At 67.2% G+C, this 23,193-nt stretch carries 22 protein-coding genes; 6 read left to right on the top strand and 16 right to left on the bottom strand.

Annotated elements, in window-relative coordinates; translation table 11 throughout:
• The first annotated feature begins 129 nt into the window (after window positions 1-129).
• The 3 genes from Q9Q95_RS12420 (at window position 130) to Q9Q95_RS12410 (ending at window position 4,210) form a co-directional block, all read left to right on the top strand.
• Entirely contained in the window at window positions 130-1,290 is a 1,161-nt protein-coding gene (locus Q9Q95_RS12420; RefSeq protein WP_306097443.1) for a phosphoserine transaminase, read from the top strand.
• A gap of 107 nt (window positions 1,291-1,397) precedes the next feature.
• Window positions 1,398-2,975, top strand: coding sequence for a phosphoglycerate dehydrogenase (gene serA, locus Q9Q95_RS12415; RefSeq protein WP_306097442.1), 1,578 nt, complete (start codon window positions 1,398-1,400; stop codon window positions 2,973-2,975).
• Window positions 2,976-3,115: 140 nt separating this feature from the next.
• Window positions 3,116-4,210 carry an ATP phosphoribosyltransferase regulatory subunit gene (locus tag Q9Q95_RS12410; protein ID WP_306097441.1) on the top strand — a complete coding sequence of 365 codons (1,095 nt, stop codon included), beginning with the start codon at window positions 3,116-3,118 and terminating at the stop codon, window positions 4,208-4,210.
• Window positions 4,211-4,294: 84 nt separating this feature from the next.
• Here the strand turns inward: Q9Q95_RS12410 and Q9Q95_RS12405 are convergent, their stop codons facing one another.
• The 4 genes from Q9Q95_RS12405 to Q9Q95_RS12390 all read right to left on the bottom strand — a co-directional run bounded on the left by Q9Q95_RS12405 (window position 4,295) and on the right by Q9Q95_RS12390 (window position 9,466).
• Window positions 4,295-5,725 (bottom strand): mannitol dehydrogenase family protein, encoded by a 1,431-nt coding sequence (locus tag Q9Q95_RS12405; RefSeq protein ID WP_306097440.1) that lies wholly within the window; start codon window positions 5,723-5,725, stop codon window positions 4,295-4,297.
• 54 nt (window positions 5,726-5,779) lie between these two features.
• Window positions 5,780-6,820 (bottom strand): aspartyl protease family protein, encoded by a 1,041-nt coding sequence (locus Q9Q95_RS12400; RefSeq protein ID WP_306097439.1) that lies wholly within the window; start codon window positions 6,818-6,820, stop codon window positions 5,780-5,782.
• Window positions 6,817-9,204 (bottom strand): ligase-associated DNA damage response DEXH box helicase, encoded by a 2,388-nt coding sequence (locus Q9Q95_RS12395; RefSeq protein ID WP_306097655.1) that lies wholly within the window; start codon window positions 9,202-9,204, stop codon window positions 6,817-6,819. The genes Q9Q95_RS12400 and Q9Q95_RS12395 overlap by 4 nt, the downstream gene beginning before the upstream one ends.
• Window positions 9,205-9,271: 67 nt before the next feature.
• Window positions 9,272-9,466 (bottom strand): hypothetical protein, encoded by a 195-nt coding sequence (locus Q9Q95_RS12390; RefSeq protein WP_306097438.1) that lies wholly within the window; start codon window positions 9,464-9,466, stop codon window positions 9,272-9,274.
• Window positions 9,467-9,560: 94 nt separating this feature from the next.
• On the opposite strand from Q9Q95_RS12390, the gene Q9Q95_RS12385 reads away from it, so the two are divergent.
• Window positions 9,561-10,556: a ligase-associated DNA damage response exonuclease gene (locus Q9Q95_RS12385; protein WP_306097437.1), complete on the top strand. Its 996-nt coding sequence runs from the start codon at window positions 9,561-9,563 to the stop codon at window positions 10,554-10,556.
• A 146-nt stretch (window positions 10,557-10,702) separates the two neighbouring features.
• Here Q9Q95_RS12385 and Q9Q95_RS12380 read toward each other — a convergent pair whose 3' ends face one another.
• The 7 genes from Q9Q95_RS12380 to Q9Q95_RS12350 form a co-directional block, all read right to left on the bottom strand.
• Window positions 10,703-11,107 (bottom strand): hypothetical protein, encoded by a 405-nt coding sequence (locus tag Q9Q95_RS12380; protein ID WP_306097436.1) that lies wholly within the window; start codon window positions 11,105-11,107, stop codon window positions 10,703-10,705.
• A gap of 73 nt (window positions 11,108-11,180) precedes the next feature.
• Window positions 11,181-12,689, bottom strand: coding sequence for an RNA polymerase factor sigma-54 (gene rpoN / locus Q9Q95_RS12375; protein WP_306097435.1), 1,509 nt, complete (start codon window positions 12,687-12,689; stop codon window positions 11,181-11,183).
• Window positions 12,690-12,801: 112 nt separating this feature from the next.
• Window positions 12,802-13,563 carry an LPS export ABC transporter ATP-binding protein gene (gene lptB / locus Q9Q95_RS12370; RefSeq protein WP_306097654.1) on the bottom strand — a complete coding sequence of 254 codons (762 nt, stop codon included), beginning with the start codon at window positions 13,561-13,563 and terminating at the stop codon, window positions 12,802-12,804.
• Between the two features lie 131 nt (window positions 13,564-13,694).
• Complete coding sequence (locus Q9Q95_RS12365) at window positions 13,695-14,252, bottom strand: LptA/OstA family protein (RefSeq protein WP_306097653.1); 558 nt, start codon at window positions 14,250-14,252, stop codon at window positions 13,695-13,697.
• Window positions 14,252-14,896, bottom strand: coding sequence for an LPS export ABC transporter periplasmic protein LptC (lptC, locus tag Q9Q95_RS12360; RefSeq protein ID WP_306097434.1), 645 nt, complete (start codon window positions 14,894-14,896; stop codon window positions 14,252-14,254). Before lptC ends, Q9Q95_RS12365 begins: the two co-directional genes overlap by 1 nt.
• A gap of 41 nt (window positions 14,897-14,937) precedes the next feature.
• The gene (locus tag Q9Q95_RS12355; protein WP_306097652.1) at window positions 14,938-15,558 is read right to left on the bottom strand and encodes a ribonuclease D; all 621 of its coding nucleotides are present in this window, start codon (window positions 15,556-15,558) and stop codon (window positions 14,938-14,940) included.
• 159 nt (window positions 15,559-15,717) lie between these two features.
• Entirely contained in the window at window positions 15,718-16,524 is an 807-nt protein-coding gene (locus Q9Q95_RS12350; protein ID WP_306097433.1) for a TerC family protein, read from the bottom strand.
• Window positions 16,525-16,734: 210 nt separating this feature from the next.
• On the opposite strand from Q9Q95_RS12350, the gene Q9Q95_RS12345 reads away from it, so the two are divergent.
• Complete coding sequence (locus tag Q9Q95_RS12345) at window positions 16,735-17,541, top strand: cold-shock protein (protein ID WP_306097432.1); 807 nt, start codon at window positions 16,735-16,737, stop codon at window positions 17,539-17,541.
• Between the two features lie 534 nt (window positions 17,542-18,075).
• On the opposite strand, the gene Q9Q95_RS12340 is transcribed toward Q9Q95_RS12345, so the two are convergent.
• Window positions 18,076-18,432 (bottom strand): VOC family protein, encoded by a 357-nt coding sequence (locus tag Q9Q95_RS12340; protein ID WP_306097431.1) that lies wholly within the window; start codon window positions 18,430-18,432, stop codon window positions 18,076-18,078.
• A 144-nt stretch (window positions 18,433-18,576) separates the two neighbouring features.
• On the opposite strand from Q9Q95_RS12340, the gene Q9Q95_RS12335 reads away from it, so the two are divergent.
• Window positions 18,577-19,089: a TetR/AcrR family transcriptional regulator gene (locus tag Q9Q95_RS12335; protein ID WP_306097430.1), complete on the top strand. Its 513-nt coding sequence runs from the start codon at window positions 18,577-18,579 to the stop codon at window positions 19,087-19,089.
• A gap of 40 nt (window positions 19,090-19,129) precedes the next feature.
• Here Q9Q95_RS12335 and Q9Q95_RS12330 read toward each other — a convergent pair whose 3' ends face one another.
• The 4 genes from Q9Q95_RS12330 to Q9Q95_RS12315 all read right to left on the bottom strand — a co-directional run.
• Complete coding sequence (locus Q9Q95_RS12330) at window positions 19,130-19,963, bottom strand: DMT family transporter (RefSeq protein ID WP_306097429.1); 834 nt, start codon at window positions 19,961-19,963, stop codon at window positions 19,130-19,132.
• Window positions 19,960-21,252, bottom strand: coding sequence for an amidohydrolase family protein (locus Q9Q95_RS12325; protein ID WP_306097428.1), 1,293 nt, complete (start codon window positions 21,250-21,252; stop codon window positions 19,960-19,962). Before Q9Q95_RS12325 ends, Q9Q95_RS12330 begins: the two co-directional genes overlap by 4 nt.
• 56 nt (window positions 21,253-21,308) lie before the next feature.
• Entirely contained in the window at window positions 21,309-22,892 is a 1,584-nt protein-coding gene (locus tag Q9Q95_RS12320; protein ID WP_306097651.1) for a cisplatin damage response ATP-dependent DNA ligase, read from the bottom strand.
• A 68-nt stretch (window positions 22,893-22,960) separates the two neighbouring features.
• On the bottom strand, window positions 22,961-23,193 hold a 233-nt coding region (locus Q9Q95_RS12315; protein WP_306097427.1), incomplete at its 5' end, for a hypothetical protein.

Below are 23,193 nucleotides of genomic sequence, written 5' to 3'. Positions count from 1 at the left end.
CTTCGCTCGAGATCCCGGCCTTCGCCGGGAGGACGAGACGCGGGTTGACTTCGCAACCGCCGCCGCTAGGGCCGTCGACGGGCCACGCGGTCCCAACGCCGCGCGTGCTCTCTGCAAGGAGAGACTGACATGAGTGATTCTGCCGTACCCGACGCCACGATTGCGTCCGCCGCCAAGCCCGCCACCAGGCCGGCACGCCCCTTTTTCTCTTCGGGTCCCTGCGCCAAGCCTCCGGGCTGGGATGCGTCGAAGCTCGCCAGCGAATCGCTCGGCCGCTCGCATCGCTCGAAGATCGGCAAGACCCGCCTGCAGCTCGCGATCGATCTGATGCGCGAGATGCTCCAGCTTCCCGACACGCACCGCATCGGCATCGTTCCGGGCTCCGACACCGGCGCGTTCGAGATGGCGATGTGGACGATGCTCGGCGCCCGCGGCGTGACCACGCTCGCCTGGGAGAGCTTCGGTGAAGGTTGGGTCACCGATGCCGTCAAGCAATTGAAGCTCGATCCGACGGTGCTCCGCGCCGATTACGGCCAGCTTCCCGATCTCAGCCAGATCGACTGGTCTAACGACGTATTGTTCACCTGGAACGGCACCACCAGCGGCGTGCGCGTGCCGAACGGCGACTGGATCCCCGCCGACCGCGAAGGGCTGAGCTTCGCCGACGCCACCAGCGCGGTGTTCGCCTATGACCTGCCGTGGGACAAGATCGATGTCGCGACCTTCTCGTGGCAGAAGGTGCTCGGCGGCGAAGGTGGCCACGGCGTGCTGATCCTCGGCCCTCGCGCAGTCGAGCGGCTCGAGACCTACACCCCGGCCTGGCCGCTCCCGAAGGTCTTCCGCCTCGTTTCCAAGGGCAAGCTCGCCGAGGGCGTGTTCAAGGGCGAGACGATCAACACCCCGTCGATGCTCGCGGTCGAGGACGCGATCTTCGCGCTCGAATGGGCCAAGGGGCTCGGTGGGCTCGAGGGCCTGATCGCGCGCTCGGACGCCAATGCCGCGGCGCTCCAGAAGATCGTCGCCGACCGCGACTGGCTGGGCAATCTCGCCGAGGACGCAGCGATCCGCTCGACCACCAGCGTCTGCCTGACGGTCGAGGGCGCCGACGAGGCGTTCATCAAGACGTTCGCCGGCCTGCTCGACAAGGAAGGCGCGGCGTACGACGTCGCCGGCTATCGCGACGCCCCTGCCGGCTTGCGCATCTGGTGCGGCGCGACGGTCGATACCGCCGATATCGAGGCGCTCGGGCCGTGGCTCGACTGGGCCTGGGCCGAAGCCAAAGCCGGCTGACTCCGCCGTGCTCCTGCGAAAGCAGGAGCCCGGGACCACAAGCGATTTCCCATGAAACTCTGGGCTCCTGCTTTCGCAGGAGCACTGCATCCGTAAGGAGCACCCAAATGCCCAAAGTCCTCATTTCCGACAAAATGGATCCCAAGGCCGCCGAGATCTTCCGCGCGCGCGGCGTCGAGGTCGACGAGATCACCGGCAAGACCCCAGAAGAGCTCAAGGCGATCATCGGCCAATATGACGGCCTCGCGATCCGCAGCTCGACCCGGGTGACCCCGGAAATCCTCGAAGCCGCGACCAATCTCAAGGTCGTCGGCCGCGCCGGGATCGGCGTCGACAATGTCGACATCCCCGCGGCCTCCGCCAAGGGCGTGGTCGTGATGAACACCCCGTTCGGCAATTCGATCACCACCGCCGAGCATGCGATCGCGCTGATGTTCGCGCTCGCCCGCGACCTGCCCGAGGCCGACAAATCGACTCAGGCCGGCAAGTGGGAGAAAAACCGCTTCATGGGCGTCGAAGTCACCGGCAAGACGCTCGGGCTGATCGGCGCCGGCAATATCGGCTCGATCGTCGCCGACCGCGCGCTGGGCCTGCGGATGAAGGTGATCGCGTACGATCCCTTCCTCACCCCCGAGCGCGCACTCGAAATGGGCGTCGAGAAGATGAACCTCGACGATCTGCTGCTGCGCGCCGATTTCATCACGCTGCACACCCCGCTGACCGACCAGACCCGCAACATCCTCAGCCGCGAGAATCTGGCCAAGACCAAGAAGGGCGTGCGGATCATCAATTGCGCGCGCGGCGGGCTGGTCGACGAGGCGGCGCTGAAGGAGGGCCTCGAATCGGGCCATATCGGCGGCGCGGCGCTCGACGTGTTCGTCCAGGAGCCGGCCAAGGAATCGCCTTTGTTCGGCACCCCCAACTTCATCTCGACCCCGCATCTCGGCGCGTCGACCAACGAAGCGCAGGTAAACGTCGCGATCCAGGTCGCCGAGCAGATGGCCGACTATCTCGTCTCGGGCGGGATCACCAATGCGCTCAACGTGCCGTCGCTGTCGGCCGAGGAAGCGCCGCGACTCAAGCCGTACATGGCGCTCGCCGAAAAGCTCGGCAGCCTGATCGGCCAGCTCGCGCATGGCGAGATCGCCCGCGTGTCGATCCACAGCGAAGGCGCCGCGGCCGAGCTCAACCAGAAGCCGATCGTCAGCGCAGTGCTCGCCGGCTTCCTGCGCGTCCATTCGGACACGGTGAACATGGTCAACGCGCCGTTCCTCGCCAAGGAGCGCGGCATGGAAGTGCGCGAGGTCCGCAACGAGAAGGAAGGCGACTATCACACCTTGCTGCGCGTCTCGGTCAAGACCGAGGCGGGCGAACGCTCGGTCGCCGGCACCCTGTTCTCGAACGCGCAGCCGCGCCTCGTCGAACTGTTCGGGATCAAGGTCGAGGCCGACATGGTCGGCAACATGCTCTATGTCGTCAATGAGGACGCGCCGGGGTTCATCGGCCGGCTCGGCACCTCGCTGGGCGAGGCGGGCGTCAATATCGGCACCTTCCATCTCGGCCGTCGCGACGCCGGCGGCGAGGCGGTGCTGTTGCTCTCGGTCGACGATCAGGTCACCCCGGAGCTGGTGGCACAGGTCCGCGCGCTCCCGGGCGTGAAGACCGCGATGGCGCTGAAGTTCTAAGGCGGTTAGAGCGGCCGCATGCGATCACCCTCACCCTTCCGGCGCTTCGCGCCTCCCTCCCTCTCCCGACGGGAGAGGGAAGGGGCCCGCCCGGCGCAGCCGGGTGGGAAGGGTGAGGGCGACGTGCGGATGGTCGCATAATGACCGGCCTGCTTCCCGAGGGATTTCACGATCGCCTGCCTCCCGCTGCCGATGCGGCGGCGGGGCTCGAGACCTGCGTGCTCGGGGTTGCGCGGCTCTATGGCTATGAGCAGGTCGATCCGCCGCTCGCCGAATTCGCCGACGAGCTCGCCTCGCGATTGAAGGCCGGCGGCGTGCGCGACGCGGTGCGGTTCGTCGATCCGGTGTCGCAGCGCACCTTGGCAATCCGGCCCGATCTCACTGCCCAGATCGGCCGCATCGCCGCGACCCGGATGGGCCACCATCCGCGCCCGGTGCGGCTGTCCTACGCCGGGGCCGTGGTCAAGCTGAGTGCCTCCGAGCTCAACCCGCAGCGCGCGATGCGCCAGATCGGCGCCGAGCTGATCGGCCTCGACACCGTCGCCGCGGCGATCGAAGTCGTCCGCGTCGCGATCGAGGCGCTGCAGGCGGCCGGCGTGACCGGCATCGCGATCGACTTCACCTTGCCCGATCTGGTCGACACGCTCGCCGCCGACATGGATCCCGCGACGCTCGGTACGCTGCGCGACCGGCTCGACGCCAAGGACGCCGGCGGGGTCGCCGCGATCGATTCGCGCTGGCTGCCGCTGATCGAGGCGGCCGGCCCGTTCGACGGGGCGATGGAACGGCTGCGCGCGATCGATGCCGGCAATGCGCTGGCGAGCCGGCTCGACGGACTCGCCCGGATCGCCGCGAGCGTCGACGGCCAGGCCGCGCTGACGCTCGACCCGACCGAGCGCCACGGCTTCGAATATCAGAGCTGGCTGGGCTTCTCGATCTTCGCCCGCGGCGTGCGCGGCGAGATCGGCCGCGGCGGCACCTATACCATCCTTCACGGCGACGGCCGCGAGGAGCCGGCGGTCGGCTTCTCGCTGTTCGCCGATCCGATCCTCGATTCCGGCCTGGGCGCCGGCGAGCGCCGCCGGCTGTTCCTGCCGCTCGGCACGGCGGCCGATGCGGGTGCGAAACTGCGTGCCGAGGGATGGGTCACCGTCGCGGCGCTCGAGGCCGACGATACCCCCGAGGCGCAATTGTGCACGCATGTGCTGGGCGCGGACGGGCCTCGACTGACCTAGCGCTCCTGCGAAAGCAGGAGTCCAGAGTCATGAGCGACGCCCTGGGTAACCCTGGGCTCCTGCTTTCGCAGGAGCACTTGGGCACTACCGCCCCAGCAGCGGCCCGATATCGCCCTGCGCGAAATGCTGGAACGCCTCGCGCACCGCGGCCCGGAACCTTTCGTCTTCGGCCAGCCGCGCCCCGAACACCGGCTCGACCGCCAGCATCGCGGTCACCGGATTGGCGCTGGTCGCAGCCGCGGCGAGGGTGTCGGCGAGCGGATCGGTGATCGTCTCGCCCGCCTCGGCCTTGCGGCGCAGGAACGCGATCCACGCCGCGACCGGCACAGCCAGCCGCTCGACGCTGCGTGCCGAATCGAGCGCGGCACGCGTGGTATCGAGCAGGCGATAGGGCAGCTTCTGCGAGCCGTCCCACGCGATCTGCGACAGCAAGTGGCGGATCTCGGGGTTGCGGAAGCGATCGAGCACCGCATCGGCATAAGCGGCCTTGTCGAGCCCTTCGACCGGGGCGAGCGACGCGGCGATGTCCTGGTGCACCAGCCGCGTCACGAAGCCCTCCAGCGCGGCGTCGGACATCGCCTCGAACACCGTTTCGTGGCCGCGCACGAGCCCGACATAGGCCAGGGTCGAATGCGCGCCGTTGAGGATGCGCAACTTGGCCTGCTCATAGCCGCGCACGTCGCCGGTGAGGGTCACGCCTGCCGAAGCGAGATCGGGCCCGTCGGGCATGTCGAAGCGCTGGAGCACCCATTGGGTGAAGCGCTCGCGCTGGACGGCGGCGCGATCCTCCACGCCGAGCGTCTCGCGCACCTTGGCGAGGAATGCCGCATCGCTCGCCGGGGTGATCGAATCGACCATCGAATCGGGAAAGGCGACTTCGCCGGCGATCCAGTCGGCGAGCCCGGAATCCTGTTCGCGTGCCAGCGCCACGCAGGCGGCACGGAGCTTGGCGCCGTTGCCGGTCATATTGTCGCAGCACAGCATCGCGAAGGGCGGCAGCCCGGCGGCGCGACGATCGCCCAGCCCCGCGACGATCCAGCCGATCACGCTCGCCGGCTCGGCCGGGCGCGCAAGATCATGGACGATGTCGGGGTGCGCGAAATCGAGGCTGCCGTCGCCGCCGAGGCAATAGCCTTTCTCGGTCACCGTGCTCGTCGCGATCCGCACGTCGGGTGAGGCGAGCAGCTGGCGCAGTCGCGCGCCCTCGCCCGGCCCGATCGCGTCCGAATGCGCCGCGACGATCTGCGTCGAGGGCTCGCGATCGATCACCGCGAGGGTATAGAGCCCGTCCTGCGCCTTGAGCGCGTCGGTGGTGCCGCCGCTGCGCAGCGAGACCGCCGCGATCCCCCAGCGTGGATCCGTGTCGAGCAGGCGATCGACATAGGCCGCCTGATGCGCGCGGTGGAACGCGCCGGGGCCGAAATGGACGATGCCGGTGCGGATCGCCTCTACGGCGTGACCGGGACGGGCGACGATGCCGGGAAGACGGGCGAGCGCTACGCGGGACAGGATCATGCGCCGAGCCAAGCAGCCCCGGCGCGCGCAAGTCAATCCGTGCCGTAGCGCGAATTAATAGGATTGCACCGAGGTGCCGGCAGCGCCGCCGGGGATCCGCGAGCCCGTGGTGAATTTCGGAGGCGCCTTGGGCATCCGGAAACGGACCTGACGATTGGGGAAATCGATGTCGACGCTACGGAAGCTGCGCAGCGCATCCATGCCGAGCAGCAAAGCGGGGCGCCTGGTGAGGCCGAACCGCTCGAACGGCGCGACATCGGCGAACGCCACCGGCATCGATCCGAACATCACGTCGCCGACCTTGATGTTGGGCACCGTGGTGTAATCCGCGAGCGTCTTGTCGCCGGTGACGCTGGTGAGCTCGATCGGCTGGGTCTTGCGATAGCGGCCGACGCGCTTGCGCAGCGCGCTGTTGCCCATGCTGACCTGGCTGCCGGTGTCGAGCACGACCTGGATTCGGGTCGAGCCGTAATAAGCGTCGGTGACGATGAGCTGGCCGAACAGGCTCTTGGCGGTCACCACGATCTCGTCATTGGCGCGCCGTGTCCATTTGGCGCGCTTCTGGCTGGGGCGGACCTCCATCGTGCCGCGCTCGAAATCGATGGAGACCTGATGGTCGCGCAAGGTATCGATGCCGAGCAGGCCGATCGCGCCGAGGTCGCGCGCCTCGAGCTTGGGGGCGATCACGCTGTGCTGCACGCCGATCGACTTGATCATCAGATCGGGCACCAGCACCGTATCGACCTGGCTCCGCCCGGTCATCGACAACAGGGTCACCGGGCTTCCGGCATCGAGCTTGAGCGTGTTGGCCAGCTCGCGCGAGACGACGGTGCGCTCGGCCCCGGTATCGATGATGAAATTATACGGCCCCCTCGCATTGACCGCGACCGGCACGGTCAGCCGCTGATCGGCCATGCCCAAGGTCAGCAGGGTCGCTTCCATCACCGATTCGGGCGTGATCAGCTCGGGATCCTGCGCAGCCGCAGGCATGCCGCCGGGGGCCTCGATCGGCAGGGTGAGAAGCAGGAGCGGATAGACGACTCCGGGCATGACGTGACGATATACCTGCACATATTGCGCAGCAATCGAATTCAATCGAGCCGCATCGCCTCCGCCGCCACGCCCTCGGCCTCGATCAGCAAGGCATCCTCGCCGCTGCCTTGCGGGGTGCGCTCGCGGCCGATTATGATCAGCACCGGCACCGCCATCGGGCTCACCCGGGCGAGATCCACGTGCAGCATCGTATCGGCGGCGGTATCGAGCAGATGCGCGAGGCGCCCGACATCGGTCATCCGCGCGCGCGCATCGGCCCAGGCCGCCTTGAGCAGCAGGTGATCGGGCTCGTACTTGCGCAGCACGTCGTAGATCAGATCGGTCGAGAAAGTGACCTGACGCCCGCTCTTCTTCTTGCCCGGATGCTGGCGCTCGACCAGCCCGCCGATGATCGCGACTTCGCGGAACGCGCGCTTGAGCAGGGCCGATTGCTGGACCCAGTCGACGAATTCATGCTCGAGAATGTCGGGCGAAAAGAGTGCGGCCGGATCGGTGATCTTCTCGAGCCCATAGACCGCCAGCGCATAATCATTGGCGACGAATCCCAGGGGCTTCAATCCCATCGCCTCCATCCGCCGGGTGATCAGCATGCCGAGCGACTGGTGCGCGTTCCAGCCTTCGAAGCTGTAGGCGACCATGTGGTGCTTGCCTTCGTGCGGAAAGGTCTCGACGAGCAATTGCGCCGGCGTCGGAATCGCCGAGCGGCGTTCCTGAACCTCGAGCCATTCGCGGACGTCGTCGGGGAAGCGCCGCCACTGGCTGCGATCGTGGAGGAAGACGCGGACGCGATCGGCGAGGGTCGAGGTGATCGCCAGCCGCGCGCCCATGTAGGAAACATAGCGCGCCTGCTTCGCGCTCGCCCGGACGATCAGGTCGGTGAGCTCGACCCGCTCGACCTCGAGGCTCAGCCCGGCGAAGAAGAAGGTGTCGCCGGGCGAGAGCTGCGAGCCGAACGCCTCCTCGACCTTGCCGAGCCGCCGCCCGTTCTTGAAGCGCACGTCGAGCATCGGCGCCTCGACGATGATCCCGGCATTCAATCGATGCTGCGCAACAAATGCCGGCCTGGTGACGCGCCACAGCCCGTCCTTGCCCAAGGTCAGCCGCTTGAACTTGTCATAGGCGCGCAGCGAATAGCCGCCATCGGCGATGAAGCGCAGCACGCGATCGAACGTCTCCTGCTCGAGCGCCGAATAAGGCAATGCCGCGCGTACCTCCTGCAGCATCGCCGCCGCATCGAACGGCGCCGCGCAGGCGCAGGCCATGACATGCTGCGCCAGCACGTCGAGCGCGCCCGGACGGAAGACGTCGGGATCGAGCTCGCCTTGCTCGACCGCGTCGAGCGCGGCGCGCGCCTCGAGATATTCGAAGCGGTTGCCGGGGACGAGCACGGCCTCGCTCGATTCGTCGAGCCGGTGATTGGCGCGGCCGATCCGCTGGAGCAGCCGCGACGACCCCTTGGGCGCACCCATCTGGATCACGCAATCGACATCGCCCCAATCGACCCCGAGATCGAGGCTCGCGGTCGCGACCAGGGCGCGCAGCTTGCCGTCGGCCATCGCCTGTTCGGCCTTGCGCCGCGCCTCGAGACTGAGGCTGCCATGATGCACCGCGATCGGCAGCTTGAGTTCGTTGACCTTCCACAAATTCTGGAAGACGAGCTCCGCCAGCCCGCGGGTGTTGCAGAATATGATCGTCGTCCGGTGCGTCTCGATCTCGGCCATCACCTGCGGGATCGCATAGACCCCCGAATGCCCCGCCCAGGGCACCCGTCCTTCGGGCAGCAGGATCGCAATGTCGGGATCGGCACCCTTCTCGCCGCGCACCAGCGTCACCGCGTCGATATCGCCGTCGGGCGCCAGCCACGCCCGATAGCCGTCGGGATCGGCGACCGTCGCCGAGAGCGCGACACGGCGCATCTCCGGCGCGAGCCGCTGCAGCCGCGCCATCGCGAGCGAGAGCAGATCGCCGCGCTTGCCGGTGGCGAAGGCGTGGACCTCGTCGATGACGACGGTCTTGAGCCCTGCGAACATCGTCAGACTGTCCTCGTAGGACAGCAACAGGCTCAGCGACTCGGGGGTGGTGAGCAGGATCTCGGGCGGCCGCGCGCGCTGGCGCACCTTCCGCTCGTGCGGGGTATCGCCGGTGCGCGTCTCGACGCGGATCGCCACGTCCATTTCCTCGATCGGCGTCAGCAGATTGCGCTGCACGTCGACCGCAAGCGCCTTCAAGGGCGAGATATAGAGCGTGTGCAGCCCCTTGGCCGGCCGTTCGATCAGCTCGGCCAAGGTCGGCAGGAAGCCGGCGAGCGTCTTGCCGGCGCCCGTAGCCGCGACGAGCAGCGCATGCTCGCCCCGGCGTGCCGCTTCGAGCATTTCCAACTGGTGCCTGCGCGGACGCCAGCCGCGGCGGGCGAACCAATCGGTCAGAACAGAGGGAAGCGCAGGGTCGGACACCCGCCAGCGTTCGCGCGCTCAGCCGATCAGCGCAAGGGCTTCAGGCGACGCCGCCCTTGTCGCGGGCTTTGTCCTCGCGATCCTGCGCGTCGTACAGCCGACGGGTGGCATCCTCGGTCGCCTGCACTTCGCGGCGCGACCCACGGTTGCGAAACATCGCATAGGCGATCGCCAGCGCGAGCAGAATCGGGCCGGCGATCACGATGATCGCCTGCAGGGGGCTCGAAAGGTCCATGACTCACCTCGTTTGACGCTTCATCCGACCAACGAAGCCGCGTGCGAATTCGATCCACTGGGAACCACGGGGACGCCCAACCATATAGGCTGGCATGGCAATCGGCAGCTGGATCCAGCCCAACCCCACCGGCATCTACGTTCCCGCCGCCGATGCGTGGGTCGATCCCTCGCAGCCGGTGGCGCGCGCGCTGATCACGCACGGTCATGCCGATCATGCCCGCGGCGGGCATGGCGAAGTCTGGGCGACACCCGAGACTCTGGCGATCATGGAATGCCGCTACGGCCCGCAGAACGGCCATCCGGTGGCTTATGGAGAATCGCTGCGGATGGGCGACGTCGATATCGGCTTCGTCCCCGCCGGCCATGTCCTCGGCTCGGCGCAGATCGTGCTCGACCATGACGGCGAGCGCATCGTCGTCTCGGGCGACTACAAACGCCGCGAGGACCCGACCTGCGCGCCGTTCGAGCCGGTGCCATGCGACATCTTCGTCACCGAAGCGACCTTCGGCCTGCCGGTGTTCCGCCATCCCGAGACACATGACGAGCTCGACAAATTGCTCGCGGCATTACGCGCCAATCCCACACGCTGCGTGCTGGTCGGCGCCTATGCGCTCGGCAAGGCGCAGCGGGTGATCAGCGAATTGCGCGTGATGGGGTTCGACGATCCGATCTACATCCATGGCGCCCTGCAGCGGCTGTGCGACCTCTATGCCGAGCACGGGGTCAATCTGGGCGAGCTGCGCCCCGCGACGGGAATTGCCAAGGCCGAGTTGCAGGGGCGGATCATCCTGTGCCCGCCGGGCGCGCTCAACGATCGCTGGTCGCGGCGGTTGCCCGACCCGATCACGGCGATGGCGTCGGGCTGGATGCGCGTCCGCCAGCGCGCCCGCCAGCGCAATGTCGAGCTGCCGCTGATCCTGTCCGATCATGCCGATTGGGACGAACTCACCAGCACGATCCGCGAGATCGCCCCCCGCGAGGTATGGGTGACGCATGGCCGCGAGGACGCGCTGGTCCATTGGTGCCGGATGCGCCAGATCAAGGCGCGGGCGCTCGAGCTGGTCGGCTTCGAGGACGAGGACGATTAGGACCTGATAATCCTCCCCCGCGAGCGGGGGAGGTGGCATGCGAAGCATGACGAAGGGGGCGCCTCCGCGAGCGACAGCTTGGGGAGAGCCCCCCTCCACCGCTTCGCGGTCCCCCTCCCCCGCTGCGCGAGGGAGGATTTAAGCCCTTAGCCGGCAGCGCGCAGCTCGCCCGCTACTGCGCCGGAGAACAGCCAGGCCTCGGCTTCGGCGACGGTGTCGAAGCAGCGCACGTCGGGGCCGCGTCCGCTCAGCGCGCGCTGCAACTGGCTGCGCGCGAGGGTGCGGCCGATGACGAAGGCCAGCCGGCGCGAACGATATTCGGGGGCGCCGAGCATCTGCTGGAACCCCACGACGCTCTCTTGCGGCTGAATTTTCATGCCGCGCAGATCGTTGATCGTCAGATGCTCGTTGCGGCGGCAGGCCAGCTTCGCATGCGCGACATCGCGGGCCTTGTAGAAGTCCGCGATGTCCTCGGGAGTGAAGAGCCCGGCCATGGTGATCCGCACCAGATCACGCTCGGGCTCGGCATGAATGGAGAAGGTTGCGCTCATGAATCCATTATAGGACGGATCCGTTGCGGAATTCTGAGTCGGTCATTTCGTCACGCCAACGACCGACGAAAGTTCATCCTGCGCCTTCGAGCGCCTTTTGCCGGCGCCGCTGGACCGAGCTGCCGATTCCCATCGCCTCGCGATATTTGGCGACGGTCCGCCGGGCGATGTCGAACCCCTTGGCGTTGAGCAATTCGACCAGAGTGTCGTCGGACAGGATCTTCTTGGGATCCTCGCCCTGGATCAGCGCGCGGATCGCGCTCTTCACTGCCTCCGCCGAAACGGCGTCGCCGCCATCGGCCGACTGGATCGCGCTGGTGAAGAAATATTTCAGTTCGAACAGCCCGCGCGCGCAGCTGAGATATTTGTTGCTGGTGACCCGGCTCACCGTCGATTCGTGCATCTCGATCACGTCGGCGACCTGGCGCAGGGTCATCGGCTTGAGGTGCGCAACACCGTTCAGGAAGAACGCCTCCTGCTGCTTCACGATCTCGCTCGCCACCTTGATGATCGTGCGCTGGCGCTGATCGAGCGCCTTGACCAGCCAATTGGCGCTGGCGAGCATGTCGGACATCCACGCCTTGCTGGCCTTGTCCTGCTTGCCCGCCGAGATCTCGGCATAATAAGCCCGGTTGACCAGCAGCCGCGGCAGCGTCGCGGCATTGATCTCGACCGCCCAGCCCGCGCCGCGCCGCGCGACGAAGATGTCGGGCACCACCGCCAGAGTCGGCTCGCCGCCATAGCGGCATCCGGGCTTGGGATCGTAATTGCGCAGCTCGCGGATCATGTCCGCCAGATCCTCGTCGTCGACGTTGCACAGCCGCTTCAGCCGCGCGAGGTCGCCGCGCGCGACCAGTTCGAGATTGTCGATCAGCCGCGCCATGCACGGATCGTAGCGATCGGCCTCCTTCGCCTGCAGCGCGAGGCATTCGGCAAGATTGCGCGCGCCGACCCCGGTGGGATCGAAGGTATGGATCGTGGCAAGCACCGCTTCCACCCGGGCGAGCGGCACGTTCAACCGGCTGGCGATGTCGAGCAAGGAAGCCGTGAGATAGCCGGTCTCGTCGATCTGATCGATCAGATGGGCAGCGATGAACAGGTCGGGCCCGCCGACGCTCGCTCCGGCCTGCGCCATCAAATGGTCGGCAAGGCTGAGTTCCGAGGTGCCGAAATTGTCGAAATCGGGGCCATCCTCGGATCCGCCCGCGCCGGCCCCGCCCATGCCGAGGCTGCCGTCGAGGCCGCCCATGGAATCGGCGGCGCTGTCGTGGTGGAAGGTCTCCGCAGTGAAATCCACGTCGAGCGCCGCCTCGCCCGCAGCTTCGCCGCCGCTCGCCAGCAATTCGCTGGCATCGGCGGGGCCGTCGCGCGGGGCTTCGAATTCGGGCTCGGGCGCCGCTGCATCGGGTGCGTCGTCGCTCCCGCCCTGCGCATCGAGCAGCGGGTTCTTCTCGATCTCCTCGGCGATGAAGGTCTCGATCTCAAGATTGGACAGCGCCAGCAGCTTGATCGCTTGCTGGAGCTGCGGCGTCATCACCAGCGACTGCGACTGGCGGAGATCGAGGCGGGGGGCGAGCGACATCAGATCGTATCCGTCACCCTGGCGAAGGCCGGGGCCTCAGGCCGCAGGCTCCGCCGGCGCGAGATCCCGGCGTTCGCCGGGATGACGGCTGTGGAGCGGCGCGCGCCCATATCTACAGCTCGAAGCTCTCGCCCAGATACAGCCGGCGGACATTCTCGTCGCGGACGAGATCCTCGGGCGAGCCGGCGAACAGCACGCGGCCGTCATAGATGATGTAGCCGCGATCGACGATGTCGAGCGTCTCGCGGACGTTATGATCGGTGATCAGCACGCCGATCCCGCGCGCCTTGAGCTGGATGACGAGGTCGCGAATGTCCGAGATCGAGATCGGGTCGATGCCGGCGAACGGCTCGTCGAGCAGGATGATCGTCGGATCGGCCGCCAGCGCGCGGGCGATCTCGGCGCGGCGGCGCTCGCCGCCCGACAGCGCCATCGCCGGCGAGCTCCGCAGCCGGGTCAGGCCGAATTCGTCGAGCAATTGCTCGAGCCGCGCGGCGCGCGCCGCCTTGTCGGGCTCGGCGAGCTCGAGCACCGCCGAGATGTTCTGCTCGACGGTCATCCCGCGGAAGATCGAGGTCTCCTGCGGCAGATAGCCGAGCCCGAGGATCGCGCGGCGATACATCGGCAGCCGGGTGATGTCCTCGCCGTCGAGCATGATCCGGCCCGAATCGGGCTTCACCAGCCCCATCACCGAATAGAAGCAGGTGGTCTTGCCGGCACCGTTGGGGCCGAGCAGGCCGATCACCTCGCCGCGGCCGACCGAGACCGAGACGTCGGTGAGCACCACGCGCTTGTCATAGGATTTGGCGATCGAGACGACCGCGAGCCCCTTGTCGGGGAGCGGCGCCGGATCGGCGACCGGTTGCTCGATCATGGCTGCGACGTCGTTCATTCGGGCTTCCTGCACGGACTATACCGCACCGCATATAGGCGGTTGGCAGGATTCCTGCAGGAGATTGCGGGGGATGAAAAGCGAAACTGCGGCAGTGCGTTGAAAAACGCCGTTTACTGCCCGTCGCGCTTGGGCACCGAGAAGCGGCCGGTTACGCGCCCGCCGCTGCTCTGGACGCCCGGCGTGCCGGGCTGCGCACCGCTGGTGCCGCCGCGGACGCCCGAGCCGTCGATCGTCGCGCGGCCCGTGTCGAGATCGATCGACAGGCGACCGCCCGAAATATTGTTGGTGCCCTGGCGCAGGGTCACGCCGCCGACCATGGTGATCACCCGGCGCCTGAGATCGTACACCGCATATTGCGACCGCGCGCTCTGGTCGGGACGGTTGACCGTCACCCCGCCGGCGGCATCGAGCCGCGACACCTGCGGCGAGCCGTCGGCGACCTGGCCGGTATAGGTCACCGTGACGCGCGCCGCGTTGAGCGTCATCTCGGCCTGCTTGATCTGGACGTTGCCGCTGAGGATCGCGCGATTCGCACGGTCCTGCAATTCGATCCGCTCCGAGGCGACGTCGATCGGCGCGTCGGTGTTGTGGCGCGTCTGCGCGAGGGCCGGCAAGGATACCAGCGTCAGCATCAGCCCGAGGCCGGCCGGGACGAAGCGAGCGTTCATCATTGCCTCTTTGCGCCTCGCGGCAGGATGCGCAAGCGTGCTCTGCCTTCGAGTGAGACGGTACGGCTTTCGAGATCGGCAGTCAGCTTGTTCGCGCTGAACACCCCCGAGGGCGTGTTGCCGGTCACCGCGCCGCCGCTCTCGAGCTTGCGGGTCTTGAGATCGACCGTGGCGTTGTTGGTGTTGAGCACATAGCCGTCCGAGGTCTGGAACTTGAGCGGCCCGTCGACCGCGACCCGCTCGGTGGTCATGTTGTAATGGCCGCTGTCGGCGCGAATCGAGGCGGGGCCGTCGTCGAGCCGGATTTCGGCGGCGAGATCGTTCAATCGCACGATCGGCTCGGCCGAGCTGCGCTGGAGCGCCGATCCGGCATGGAGGTGGAACGGCCGCCCCTTGGCGTCCGCCCCGCGATATTCGGCGGCATCGATGCGCAGCCGCTCGGGCGAGATGTCGACCTTGTTCTTGTCGAACACGAAGCTGACATCGCCGCCCATCAGCAGCGGCGACACCACGAGAAACGCGCCGAGCACGCCGATCCCCACCGGCAGCACGATCAGGCCGAGCCGCACGACGCGGTCGTGGCTGCTGCCGGGATGCGCCCAGCCGCGCTTCTGCGATCTCAGGCGCGCAGCCACTTCAGACATGGAAAGCCATGTCCGCCAGATAAGACAGGTTCGGCGCGGCGCTAGATATGCGCAAAGATATCCACCTCGGGCCAGCCGGCGAGATCCAGCTCCGCCCGCCATGGCAGAAAGTCGAAAGCGGCCTCGGCGAGCGGCATGCGTCCTTCACGCTCGAGACGCTTGTCGAGTTCCACTTTCATCGCATGCAGAAAGCGCACGTCCGACGCGGCATAGTCCTTTTGCGCATCCGAAAGATCGGGGCCGCCCCAATCCGACGATTGCTGCTGCTTCGAGATTTCCTGACCGATCAGCTCGCGGACGAGATCCTTCAGGCCGTGCCGCTCGGTATAGGTGCGCACCAGCCGCGAGGCGATCTTGGTGCAATAGACCGGGGCGGCGATCACGCCGAGATAGAAACGGATCGCCGCGAGATCGAAACGGGCGAAGTGATAGAGCTTGAGCCGCTCGGGATCGGCCAGCACCGCCCGAAGATTGGGCGCATCGTACGCAGAGCGCGGCCCGAACCGGACGAGATGCTCGTCGCCATTGCCGTCGGAGAGCTGGACGACGCACAGCCGGTCGCGCGGGGTGATCAGCCCCATCGTCTCGGTGTCTACGGCGATCGACGCGCCGGGAGCGAACACGTCCCCCGGCAGGTCTTCTTCATGAAAATGCACGGTCATGCCGCGCGCATAGGCCGGTTGCGTGCGCATCTCAATGCTCTGCGGCCGCCTCACGCGTCTTCACCTGCTCCCGCGGGCGCCGCGGCGTGCTTCGCGCACCTCCCGAGCGTCACCCCGGACTTGTTCCGGGGTGACAATAGCTGCTTACGTTTGAAAAAGTTATTCCGGGCGTTTGCCAACACCCGCCTTCTTCGCCTTGCTCCGCCGCGACCAGATGTTGAGCAATTCGACCGCCGCGGAGAACGCCATCGCGGTGTAGATATAGCCCTTGGGGATATGCGCGCCGAAACCCTCGGCGATCAGCACCATGCCGATCATCAGCAGGAACCCCAGAGCGAGCATCACCACGGTGGGGTTGTTGTTGATGAAATTGGCGAGCGGCGTGGCGGCGAACAGCATCACCGACACCGCGAACACCACCGCGACGTACATGATTTCGACATGATCGGTCATTCCCACTGCAGTCAGGATCGAATCGATCGAGAAGACGATATCGAGCAACAGGATCTGGACGATCGCGGCAGTGAAGGAGATCGACAGGACCTTCTTCTTGTCGAGCAGATCGTCGGTGTCGTGGCTGTCCGAATCGACCGAGTGATGGATTTCGGTGGTCGCTTTCCACATCAGGAAGACGCCGCCGGCGATCAGGATCAGATCGCGCCACGAGAATTGCGTCTCGAAGGCGGGCTCGCCATGCGCGCCCGGCGGCCCGACGATGCCGAGATCGAACACCGGCGCGACGAGGCCGACGATCCATGCGATCATCGTCAGCAAGGCGAGTCGCATCACCAATGCGAGGCTGATCCCGATCGTCCGCGCCTTTTGGCGCTGCGCCTCGGGCAGCTTGTTCGACAGAATCGAGATGAAGATGAGGTTGTCGATGCCGAGCACCACCTCCATCACGATCAGCGTGAGAAGCGCGGCCCATGCGGCCGGACTGGCGAGCAATTCGAGGATGGACTCCATGAAGACATCCTCTGCCGTGCGCCGAACCGTGGCGCAAGCGCCGCAGACTCCATGAATCTGCCATGATCAGGTCGATTTCTGGTCGCGCGCTGTATGATTTTGGGCTATGTCCGATTCCGTGGCACTGTTTTTTGTGCCCGAACACCTGCGTTTTTCGTCCGGCGCTTGGGTTTTGATTGAGTATGGGCGGACCGGGAAGACGAACAGGGCATGAGTTTTGATCGAGGGCGCCGTGGGGATCGCGGCGGGCGCGGCAGAGACAAGCGCGACGGTTTTGGCGACGAAGGCGGCGGTTTCGGCGGAGGCAGCAGCTTCGGCGGTGATCGCGGCTTTGGCGGCGGCGGTTTCGGTGGTGATCGCGGCGGCTTCGGCGGCGGTGGTGGCGGCTATGGCGGCGGCGGTGGCGGTGGCTATCGCGGCGGTGGCGGCGGCTTCGGCGGCGGTGGCGGCGGTGGTTTCCGCGGCGGCGGTGGCGGCGGAATGCCTCCGCAGGTCGTCGGCGAAGCGACCGGCGTCGTAAAGTTCTTCAACGCGCAAAAGGGCTTCGGCTTCGTCGTTCGCGATGACGGCGGCGAGGACGTTTTCGTGCACATCTCGGCAGTCGAGCAGGCCGGTCTCACCGGTCTCGCCGAAGGCCAGCCGATGGGCTTCACGCTCGTCGATCGTGGCGGCCGCATCTCGGCGACCGACCTCAAGATCGACGGCGAGCCGATGCCGGTGACCGATTCGGGTCCGCCGCGCGATCGCGACGGCCCGCGCGGCGGCGCCGGTGGTGCGGGTGGCCCGCAGCGCCAGCTGACCGGCGAGAAGGCGACCGGAACGGTCAAGTTCTTCAACGCGATGAAGGGCTTCGGCTTCATTCAGCGCGACGACGGCCAGCCCGACGCGTTCGTCCATATCAGCGCCGTCGAGCGCGCCGGCATGCCGACGCTCAACGAAGGCGACCGACTCGAGTTCGAGCTCGAGGTCGACCGCCGCGGCAAGTACGCGGCAGTGAACCTCACGCCGGGTAGCTGAGCTTCAGCAAGCCGAATCACGAAGGGGCCGGGCGGAAACGTCCGGCCTTTTTCGTTTTCGGGCGTTCATGACGGATAGCGGAGCGGACCTAAGCGGTACGACTTTGGAATATCCTCCCCCGCCAGGGGAAAGTGTCAGCGCGGCTGACGGAGGGGAGGAGGCATGGAGGCCGGTTGGTCGCTTACCCCGTCGCCTTCGGCGCCGCGCCGGTGACCGTGAAATCGGCCGAAGCAGCGCCACCCATCGCGGCTGCGATCTCGTCAGAGGTCCATGAGCGCGTTCATCGCTCCCCTTCCGCTTGCGGGAGGGGTCGGCGGAGGGACTGGAAATAAACGAGAGGTGAGATCATCCCCCCTAGCCCCTCCCGCAAGCGGAAGGGGAACCGAAGAATTGCCCTCGCGCCGCGCATTCCCGGGCAACGCTCACATCGTCGAAAGGAAGCACCCGGTCGCCGACGATCGGGCCCTGCTCGCACCCCTTGCCGGCGATCCAGCACGACCTTGGCGGGGGAGGATCATTCAATCCCGCGCAGGCCTATTCCAACACCCGCCCTATCCGGACCAGCGTCCCGCTCGGATCGCTCACGGCGAACTCGTAGGTCCCCCATGGCTTGCGGTGCGGCGCGCCCTTTTCGATGATCAGCTCGCGCACCCGATCGGCGACCGCATCGACCTCCTCGACATAGAGATAGAGCCCGAACGGATTGTCTTCCACCTTCGCCGGCCAGCCCTTGATCCGATTGAGATGCAGGTGCCAGCCGCGTCCGTCCGCGAGGATGCGGTACTCGCCATGATCGCTGACCGTTTCGAACCCGAGCCGTTGATAGAAATGCTCGCTGGCGTCGAGATCGTCGCTCGGCAGGATCGCCACCACGCGGTGCGCTTCGCTCATCGGTCCACTCCCTGAATTGTAGCGGTATCCTGCACTGGCATTCCTGGACGTGCGAGTGCGAAACCGACGCAGATTGCCGCTTCCGGACAGAGCGGTGCGAATGTCCGGCGCCGCGGCGGCGCGATGCGCTAACATGGCGGCGGCATGGCAGACGAACTCGACCCGCGCGCCAGGCGCACCCGCGGCGCGATCCTCGCCGCTTTCACCACGCTCGCCCTCGGCCGGCGCTACGATGCGATCCGCGTCGCCGAGCTGATCGCCGCCGCCGGAATCGGCCGCTCGACCTTCTACGAGCATTTCCGCAGCAAGGACGAAGTCCTCGTCGCTGCGGTCGAGCCGATCCTCCATACCTTGGCCAGCGCCGCGCTCGGACGGGCGAGCAAGGCGCAAGTGCGCGCGATGCTCGACCATGTCTGGGAGCAGCGCGGCGTGGCACGCGTCCTGCTGGACGGCAGGACCGGCGCCAGGCTCGCTCGCCGGATCGCCGCGCTGATCACGGCGCGGCGCGGCGCCTCGGCGACGCTCCCGGCAATGGCCGCCGCGACCGCGCAGCTGACGATGCTCCGCTTGTGGCTGCGCGGCGAGGTCGCCTGCCCCGTCGCTGATCTCGCAGCCCATATGCTTGCCTGCCGCGCGCTGCTCAACGATCCCACCTGATGCTCCTGCGAAAGCAGGGGAGCGTGTCCAATGCGCAGATTCAACGCGTCAAGATCAGCAGCGCCCCACCCAGAATCCCCAGCACGCCCACGGCTCGCCCCGCCGTCACCCGCTCCTTGAGCACGAAAGTCGCGATCAGCAGTGCCGTCACCATTCCGGTTTCGCGCAAGGCGGCCAGTGGTGCGGTCGGGCCCAGCGCGAAGGCGCTGAGCGCGAGCCCATAGGTCAGGATCGACAGCGCCCCCGCTACCGCGCCGGCACGCCATTGCGTCCGCGCCGAGGCGAAGATCCGTCCGCGCGAAACCAGCGCGAACATCGTCACGGTCGCACTGCCCATCAGCACGAACATCCAGACGATGAAGCTCAAAGGGGTCGGCGCCGCGCGCACGCCTTGCGCGTCCACTACGGTATAAGCGGCGACCATCATCCCGGTGAGCAATGCCCAGCCCAGTCCTGCGCGGCCGATGTGCCGCCCGGCGACCATCACGAACATCGCGCCGCCGATCGCTGCGATCCCCGCCAGCTCGCGCGCGCTCGCCGCTTCGCCGAACACGCCGATCGCCAGCGCCGCGGTCACCAGCGGCGCGGTGCCGCGCAAGATCGGATAGGCGGCGGAAAAGTCGCTGGTCTCGAACGCGCGCACCAAAGCGTAGAGATAGACGCAATGAATCACCGCGGTCGCGGCGAGCCATCCCCAGGCGCCGTGCGGCAAAGGCACGAACAGAAGCGCCGGCAACAGCAGCACGGCGCTCGACCCGTCGATCACCGCACGGCCGGCCATCTTGTCCTTGCCGCCCTTGAGGATCGCATTGACCATTGCATGGATCGATCCCGAGGCGATCATCATCGCCGGGGCGAGCGCCTCCGGACTCACGGCATCGGGATCGGCTTGCCCGCTACCATCACATAGCCGACATGGAGCACCGCGGCGGGATCGGTCAGCGGATCGCCGTCGACGGCAATGAGATCGGCCGACTTGCCGGTCTCGAGCGTGCCGGTCTCGGCGGCGAGCCCGAGAAGGTCGGCGCCGCCTTTGGTCGCGGCGATCAGCGCGTCGCGCGGGGTCATCCCGGCCTTGGAGACCATCAGCCCGATCTCTTCGCCGTTGCGGCCATGCGGATAGACCGCGGCGTCGGTGCCGAGCGCGATCTTGACTCCGGCCTTGTAGGCGCGGCCGAGCGCCTTGCCCCATTGATCGAGCGTCTGGCGCGCCTTCACTTCGCTGTTCGGGCTGAAAATGCCCTTGCCGAGATACATGTTGAGCCCGCTGAACGCCATCAAGGTCGCCGAGAAAGTGGTGCCCTTCGCCTTCATCAGCTGGATATCGGTGTCGTCGGCAAAGGTGCCGTGCTCGATCGAGTCGACACCGGCGCGCACCGCCGCCTCGATCCCGCGCGCGCCATGGGCATGCGCGGCGCATTTGCGGTGCATCTCGTGCGCGGTGTCGCAGATCGCCTTCATCTCGGCGTCGGTGAAATGCTGTTCGAGCCCCATCGCGCCGGGATCGAGCACGCCGCCGGTGGCGTGGAACTTGATCGCGTCCGCCCCAGCCGCGGCGAGCTTGCGCACCGCCCGCGCGCATTCTTCGGCACCCGTGCACACCCAGAATTGCGCGCCGCTGTGATCGATCGCATCGCGCAATTCGGGGGCGAGCCCCGCGGTCATGTCGCCATGCCCGCCGATGATCGACAGCGCCGGCCCCGAGACCTGGATGCGCGGTCCCGGAAAACCGCCCTCGGCGATCGCGTCGCGCATCGCCATGCTGGCATCGGTGCCGCCGCCGAGATCGCGCACCGTGGTGAATCCGGCGCGTGCGGTAGTCAATGCGTTCCTGAGCCCCACCGTCGTCGCATAGGCTTCCGAATATTTGGTGGTCAGTCCCTGATACCAGGGCTCGCCGGCATTCATCGTCAGGTGGACATGCACGTCGATCAGCCCGGGCAAGACGGTCTTGCCGCGCAGGTCGACCACCGTCGCACCCGCCGGCGCGGTGGCGCCGTCGTCGATCCGCACGATCCGGCCTTTCTCGACGATCACCGTCGACGGACCACGCGCCGGCTTGGCCGCATCGGTGATCAGACGCCCGGCCTGGATCGCGAAGGTCTGGGCGAATGCGGACGGCGCGGCGAGCAAAGCGGCGACGGCAACCAGCGTGCGGATCATGAGCATCTCCCCTGTTGCGCACGACCTTATTGCAAGGGCCGGCGAAGTCGAGAGCCCTAGGTTGCCAGCCGCCGCAGCGCTTCGATCGTGTCTGCCTCGCTGGCCGGCTTGTCGTTGCGGATCCGGCTGATCCGCGGAAAGCGCATCGCCAGCCCCGATTTGTGGCGCTTCGATTCGTGCACCGAATCGAACGCGACTTCGAGGACGAGGCTCTTGTCGGTCTCGCGCACCGGGCCGAAGCGATTGACCGTATGGTTGCGGACATAATGATCGAGCCATTTGAGCTCCTCGTCGGTGAAGCCGAAATAGGCCTTGCCGACCGGGAGCAATTCGCCCTCGGGCGTCCATGCGCCGAAGGTGAAGTCCGAGTAAAAGGAGCTGCGCTTGCCGCTGCCGCGCTGGGCGTACATCAGCACGCAATCGGCGGTCAGCGGATCGCGCTTCCATTTGTACCACAGGCCGACGCGGCGCCCGCCGACATAAGGCGAATCGCGGCGCTTGAGCATCACCCCTTCGATCGCCGCGTCGCGCGCGCCGGCGCGAATCTCCTCGAGGCCTGCAAAGTCCGCCGCTTCGATCACCGCCGAAACGTCGAACCGCTCGGGATCGAGCCCCGCGGCAAAGCCCTCGAGCCGCACCCGCCGTTCGGACCAGGCCAAGGCGCGCAGATCCTCGCCGCCATCGAACAAGATGTCGTAAAGCCGGACGAACGCCGGATATTCCGCCAAGGTCTTGGCCGGCACGACCTTGCGCCCGAGCCGCTGCTGGAGCGCGTTGAAACTGGCCGCGCCGCCTTCGCCGCCTTGCGCGCTGCCCTTCACCAGCAATTCGCCGTCGAGCACCCCGGGCGTGACGAAGGCCTGCGCGACTTCGGGGAAGCTGTGGGTGATGTCGTCGCCGGCGCGGCTATACAGCCGGGTCTCGCCCGCGACATGGACGAGCTGGACGCGGATCCCGTCCCATTTCCATTCCGCGGCATAGTCGTCGAGGCTGAGCTGCGTCTCCTCCAATGGGTGGGCCAGCATGAACGGGCGGAATACGGGGACATTCTCGGGAGTCGGCTGGGTTCCGCGCCCCTCGGCCCAGTCGAACAGCGGCGCATAAGGCGGCACCAGCCCGTGCCAGACCTCCTCTACCGCATCCACGTCGAGCCCGAACGCCTGCGCCAGCGCGGTCTTGGCCAGCCGCGCCGAGACGCCGACCCGGAGCGCCCCCATCGCCAGCTTGAGAAGCGCGAAACGCTCGTCGGCCTCGAGCCGGTCGAGCATCCCCGCCAGCGCCGCGGGCGCATCGGATTTCGAGATCGTGCCGAGAACGCGCACCACTTCGGACAAGGTCAGCGGCGCGCTCGCCGGCGGCGGCATCTCGGGCGCGGGCCAGAGCAAGGCGATCGTCTCGGCCGAATCGCCGACGAAATCGCGGCTGAGCGCATAGAGCACCGGATCGACGCGCTCCTCGACCAGGGCGCGGACGAGCGCCGGCTTGACCGCCGGCAGATCGAGCGCGCCGGTCAGCGCGGCCATCGCCCAGCCGCGGTCGGGATCGGGGGTGCTCGCGAGATAATCGCCGATCAGCCGCAATTTGGCGTTGCGCGAGCGGGTGTAGATCAGGGCATCGAGCAGATCGGCAAAGGCGCGCATGACCGCGCAACGCATAGCGCGGCCGATGCGCTCCCGTCACGCGGGCGACGGGAGCGCGCGGCCGAGGTTCAGGCGATGTGCCAGCTCAGCGAGGTCTGCGAATTGGTGTAGCCCGAGCCGATGTCCTCGATGCCGTCCATCAGCCACATGAAGGTCGCGCCATCGTCGTGGCGCCATAATATGTCGGACTTGCCGTCGCCATTATAGTCGCCGACGTCCTCGATGTGCCAGACGTTGGAGGTCTGCGAGACGGTGTTGCCGCCGCCGATGAGGCTCCTGCCGTCCATCAGCGAGATCCGCG

Source organism: Sphingomonas sp. DG1-23 (genome assembly GCF_030730875.1).
In the GTDB taxonomy this organism is placed as follows: Bacteria; Pseudomonadota; Alphaproteobacteria; order Sphingomonadales; family Sphingomonadaceae; genus Sphingomonas.
This window is presented reverse-complemented; position numbering and strand designations above follow the sequence as displayed.

Excerpts from the sequence above, each read along its gene's own strand:
- Q9Q95_RS12380 (WP_306097436.1), bottom strand. The coding sequence starts at position 11,107 with ATGAGCGCAACCTTCTCCATTCATGCCGAGCCCGAGCGTGATCTGGTG.
- lptC (WP_306097434.1), bottom strand. The coding sequence starts at position 14,896 with ATGTCTGAAGTGGCTGCGCGCCTGAGATCGCAGAAGCGCGGCTGGGCG.
- lptB (WP_306097654.1), bottom strand. The coding sequence starts at position 13,563 with ATGATCGAGCAACCGGTCGCCGATCCGGCGCCGCTCCCCGACAAGGGG.
- Q9Q95_RS12365 (WP_306097653.1), bottom strand. The coding sequence starts at position 14,252 with ATGAACGCTCGCTTCGTCCCGGCCGGCCTCGGGCTGATGCTGACGCTG.
- Q9Q95_RS12335 (WP_306097430.1), top strand. The coding sequence starts at position 18,577 with ATGGCAGACGAACTCGACCCGCGCGCCAGGCGCACCCGCGGCGCGATC.
- Q9Q95_RS12410 (WP_306097441.1), top strand. The coding sequence starts at position 3,116 with ATGACCGGCCTGCTTCCCGAGGGATTTCACGATCGCCTGCCTCCCGCT.
- Q9Q95_RS12390 (WP_306097438.1), bottom strand. The coding sequence starts at position 9,466 with ATGGACCTTTCGAGCCCCCTGCAGGCGATCATCGTGATCGCCGGCCCG.
- Q9Q95_RS12350 (WP_306097433.1), bottom strand. The coding sequence starts at position 16,524 with ATGGAGTCCATCCTCGAATTGCTCGCCAGTCCGGCCGCATGGGCCGCG.
- Q9Q95_RS12420 (WP_306097443.1), top strand. The coding sequence starts at position 130 with ATGAGTGATTCTGCCGTACCCGACGCCACGATTGCGTCCGCCGCCAAG.
- Q9Q95_RS12345 (WP_306097432.1), top strand. The coding sequence starts at position 16,735 with ATGAGTTTTGATCGAGGGCGCCGTGGGGATCGCGGCGGGCGCGGCAGA.
- serA (WP_306097442.1), top strand. The coding sequence starts at position 1,398 with ATGCCCAAAGTCCTCATTTCCGACAAAATGGATCCCAAGGCCGCCGAG.
- Q9Q95_RS12320 (WP_306097651.1), bottom strand. The coding sequence starts at position 22,892 with ATGCGCGCCTTTGCCGATCTGCTCGATGCCCTGATCTACACCCGCTCG.
- Q9Q95_RS12340 (WP_306097431.1), bottom strand. The coding sequence starts at position 18,432 with ATGAGCGAAGCGCACCGCGTGGTGGCGATCCTGCCGAGCGACGATCTC.
- Q9Q95_RS12355 (WP_306097652.1), bottom strand. The coding sequence starts at position 15,558 with ATGACCGTGCATTTTCATGAAGAAGACCTGCCGGGGGACGTGTTCGCT.
- Q9Q95_RS12405 (WP_306097440.1), bottom strand. The coding sequence starts at position 5,725 with ATGATCCTGTCCCGCGTAGCGCTCGCCCGTCTTCCCGGCATCGTCGCC.
- Q9Q95_RS12385 (WP_306097437.1), top strand. The coding sequence starts at position 9,561 with ATGGCAATCGGCAGCTGGATCCAGCCCAACCCCACCGGCATCTACGTT.
- Q9Q95_RS12325 (WP_306097428.1), bottom strand. The coding sequence starts at position 21,252 with ATGATCCGCACGCTGGTTGCCGTCGCCGCTTTGCTCGCCGCGCCGTCC.
- rpoN (WP_306097435.1), bottom strand. The coding sequence starts at position 12,689 with ATGTCGCTCGCCCCCCGCCTCGATCTCCGCCAGTCGCAGTCGCTGGTG.